The following is a 4,680-nucleotide window of genomic DNA, read 5'->3' on the forward strand; positions in this document are numbered from 1 at the left end:
AACAATAACGAAACAGTAGCTGATATCTCAGCTTTACAACAAGCCATCTTAAAAGGAACAGATCTTAATGCTCTAGAAGAAACTGCTGCAGGTGGTCCACAAGCAGGTGGTAATGGTGGAGATGGCGTAAGCTTATCTTCTACTAGCTTTGCAGAAGGAGGCCACATTAGTAACATAAATGCTAATGTAGGAAGCATAGATGCTTTAGCTCTAGCAGCAGGTGGAGATAATAGCTTTGGTGTAAGTGGTGGAAGTGCTGTTGGGGCTGGAGCAACTACGCCTAAGGTTAGCATAAATATAAGCTCTGCTGGCTCTAACGAAGGCGGAGTTATGACTTACGACCTATCTTTGCCTACTGCATTAACGGCTAGACCTACTACGTTAAATTTAAATTTTAGCGGCGGAGTAGCCGGAGTAGATTACGACGCAAACTCTATAGAGTACTCTACCGACGGCGGCAATACTTGGACGCGCGGTACTACCGTAAATCTTGCCGACGCAAATCAAATCAATAACGTTAAAGTAAGAGTAGCTACTATAGATAACTACGGACACGAGGGTGTAGATATAGCTACTAATCCTACGGTCCAAAGCGCTAATCAAAACCAAGGCGAACGAGACGGAAGCAAGTATTCTAATCTAAACGGAGTAGAGTACGGCGTATATAAAAGAAATTTAACCCTAAACGTAACTACCGATAACGACGAGATTATTAACTCTCAAGCTAACGGCAAAATTACCGATAACGACGATTACGTAAATATTAACGAGGGGCTAAGCGAAGCGGTATTTACGGGAGACGGCGACGACACCGTAAATATGAGCGGAGCGTTTAGCGATGTAAATTCGTATGTTAGCACAGAAGACGGCGATGACGTTATCAACGTAAAATCAGGCTCCGTGTTGAATTACGGAAACGCTCAAATAGATGCCGGCGACGGTAACGACACGATCAATCTTAATCAAGGCTCATTCGTAGGGATTAGCGGTAGCTCCGGCACTAGAATATACGGCGGAGACGGCGACGATACCTTTAACATGGACGGAGAGATCAAGGGCGGAATTGTTTACGGCGACGACGGCGATGATACGTTTAACGTAGGTTCGACCGGAGTTCTTAAGGACGGCGCGACTATTTACGCTGGCGAAGGCAACGATACTATAAATTTCGACGGAACGGCCGAAAACGGAGCGCAGATCCAAGGTAACGGAGGATACGATACTATAAACATCAAATCCGGTGCGGTAATAGATAATGCATCGGTATACGGCGACGGCGAGAATGAGAATCTTATTTTTGACGCAGGTAACGAAATAAATATCGACGGAACGGTTAGAAATAACTCTAGCGTATACGGCGGCGCGGGAGCGGATACCGTAAACATAAACGGAACGGTAGAAAATTCTTATATAAGTACTCGTGATGGCAACGATATCATAAATATCAATGCTGGAGCAAATTTATCGGATGTTTCTATAAAAACTGGTGCCGACCATAGTACTACTGGTGATAACAACGATAATGACACAGTAAATATCAAAGGTGGTACATTTAGCGAGACCAAGATAGAGCTTGGTGGTCTAAGTTCAGGCGGTACAAACACTGTAAATATAGATAACAAAGATAGCGGTCAGTATTTTGGCGATCAAGATGATAGCTCATACGATAAGACATCTATAACCGCACATTGGGGAGCAAATGCAAAAGATATTATAAATATCAAAAATTACTCTACTGTTAAGAATACCAAAATAGAGCTTCATGGTAATGATGACCAAATCCATATAGGAGCTAATGCTACTGTTGAGCACTCTAAACTTATAACCGGGGATCAAAGCGATACTCTAACTATCGGAGAAAAAGCTAAGATCAGCAATGGAACTCATATGCATCTAGGATTCCATAATGACACCGTAGAGATAGGTAATGAAGCTACTATAGATAACTCTGATATCTATATGGATGACGGCGATATGAGTAATCCAAGCACCTTTGGTAATGATACCGTAAAGATAGGAAATAACGTAACGTTTAAAAACTATGCTGATGTAAAAGGTGGCCAAGGAAGTGATGAGATCACTATCGGTAACAATCTAATCCTAGACGGCAATGCTGGAATTTACGGCGACTGGGGTGAAGCTGGTGGCGGAGTAAATAGTGACAACGATGGTAATGATATTATCACTATCGGCGATAATCTAAAACTTCAATATAACTCTACTGTAAGTGGTGGTGGCGGTAACGATATTATCACGATAGGTAAAAATTTAAACATAAGCGGCGGCTCTACAATAAGTGGTGGTGACGGCAACGATACTATCACTATAAATGGTGGTGATGAAGCATACTTAAATACGGACTCTGTAATATCAGGTGGAGCTGGAAATGATGAAATCACCATAAAAGATGGAACTAAAGCTCGTTCTAGCTTAATACTTGGTGATGGTGAAAATACACAAAAACCAGGTAATGACAAGATAACTATTTCAGGCGATAATACTGTATTAGATAATGTAAAAATAGATGCTGGTGATGGAGATGTTACAGACACTGTAAATGGCCCTAAAGATATTATAAATATTAATGGTGGAAAAATCATAACCAGTGGAGTTATATCAGGAAATGGCAACGATGAAATAACCATAAATGGTAATACCATAATGGAAGGTGGCTATATTGATAGTGGAAGTGGTAATGACAAAATAACTATAGCTGGAAAAACTAGTATGGATGGTGGATATCATAGAACCGGAAGCGGAGAAGACATAGTAACAATAACCGACGATACTAACTTGAGTAGAGTGGTTCTTGACGGAGAAGAAGATAACGATACTATAAACATAACTGGCAATGCTAAGGTCAAAAATAGTTTCATCGGCGCAGGTGCTGGAGCTGATGATAAAATAAATATAAGCGGTAATGCAGAAATAGATACTGCAACATTAAAACTAGGTGCCTCTGCATATAATGGTGGCAAAGCTACTGATAAAACTACCCTAAATGTGACTGGAGATGCTGTACTAAATGATGTACATATCGGTGCTGATGAATCTTTAGGTGAGCAATATATGAATTTCCATCAAAATGGTGAAGCCAAAATTAGTAAAATCGATGGAAGCAATAATAAAGATATTATAGATATCAAGGGTGGAAACTTTACTATTACTGATGCTTTTCCTGATGGTAAGATATATGGTAATGGTGGAGATGATGAGATAAAAATACGTGATGGTGCTACAGCAAAAATCAAAGCTGATATGGGTGATGGTGTTGATACTTTAACAGTAAGCAATGCTACACTTAAAGATTCTACTGTTGATATGGGTAATGGCAACGATATAGTAAATATCAATACTGGAGCAACTATAGATAATGTTTCTATAAATACTGGTGCTGGAGAAGACACTATAAAGATCAAAGGTAAGAGTACCGCTAATGAAGATCGTATAGTATTTAAGGGATCTACGTTATATACAGATGAATCAAGTCCTGCAGGCTTTAATGGTAATGATGGGGATAGTGTAACTATATCGAATGCTATCTTTATGAAAGACGACAATGGTATAGGATCTAATATAGTAACCGGTGGCGGAAATGATGTAATCACTATAAAAGACGGCACTATATTCCAAGATTTCTCTTATATAGCTGCTGGAAATGGTAAGGATACTATAACTCTAGAAAGCGGAGCTAAATTTAATCAAGCTAATGTATATGCAGATGCTGGCGACGATATAATAAATGTTAACGGAGCAGAATTTAAAGGCGACAACGTATATAATCACAATGCTGGCATACACGGCGGAGCAGGAGGTGATCAAATTTTCGTTAACTCTGGAAAATTTGATAACGCTAGAATAGAGGGTGATACTGGTAATGATACGATCCATATTAAATCCGGAGCCAGATTTGAAAATTCTTCTATATATGGTGATAGCTTATTGGGTGAAACTGGTAATGATACCATCGTAGTTGAAAAAGGCGCAACGCTAATTAATACTACTATCGATGGCGGAGCCGGAAACAAAGATAGATTAAAAATTGCTGATGATAGCGTAGACCTTACTAAAGTTAAAAATTTTGAAATATTGGATTTAACTGAAGGTAATCACAACATAACTCTAACGGCTAAAGATGTTTTAGATATGACCGATAGCAACAATAAGCTAAGAATAGATGGCGATAACGGTGATAATGTAACACTACAAGGCTGGATAAAGGATACTAATCCTACTTCTGATGGGTATACCGTCTATACAAAAGTAGAAGGAAGTCATACCATAACCTTAGAAATTAAAGATGTAGTAGTACACGAGATTTAAAATTTAGCTAGTCGCTTTAATCCCAAAGAAAATTTACCGGATATCTTTTTTTTAATAAAATCATAAAATTTTTTAACATCAAAACAAAGTAAATTTCTTTATTTGTTACAAAATACCCCCTCAAATATCACACAAATATTTCACATGGTACAATAGACAAGCCCTTCTAAAATTTATATAATTCATTCAAAATTTCAAATACTATAAACAATAAGGAGAATATGATGGCTAAAGAAGCCGGAGTAGTTAAAAGCGTAAACGGAGGAATAGCAAGAGCACTTAATGACTTAACAGGAGAGGTAAGACAATTAAGTGTAGGAGATATTGTATACCAAGGTGAAAAGATAGTTACAGAGG

1 protein-coding gene is annotated in these 4,680 nt (G+C 38.5%); it reads left to right on the forward strand.

Annotated elements, in window-relative coordinates; translation table 11 throughout:
• Positions 1 to 4,323 (forward strand): beta strand repeat-containing protein (locus F3G69_RS09360; RefSeq protein WP_410470300.1); only part of this gene is annotated, 4,323 nt, incomplete at its 5' end.
• Between the last annotated feature and the right edge of the window lie 357 nt (positions 4,324 to 4,680).

The organism is Campylobacter concisus (assembly GCF_902460625.1).
Lineage (GTDB): Bacteria > Campylobacterota > Campylobacteria > Campylobacterales > Campylobacteraceae > Campylobacter_A > Campylobacter_A concisus_AD.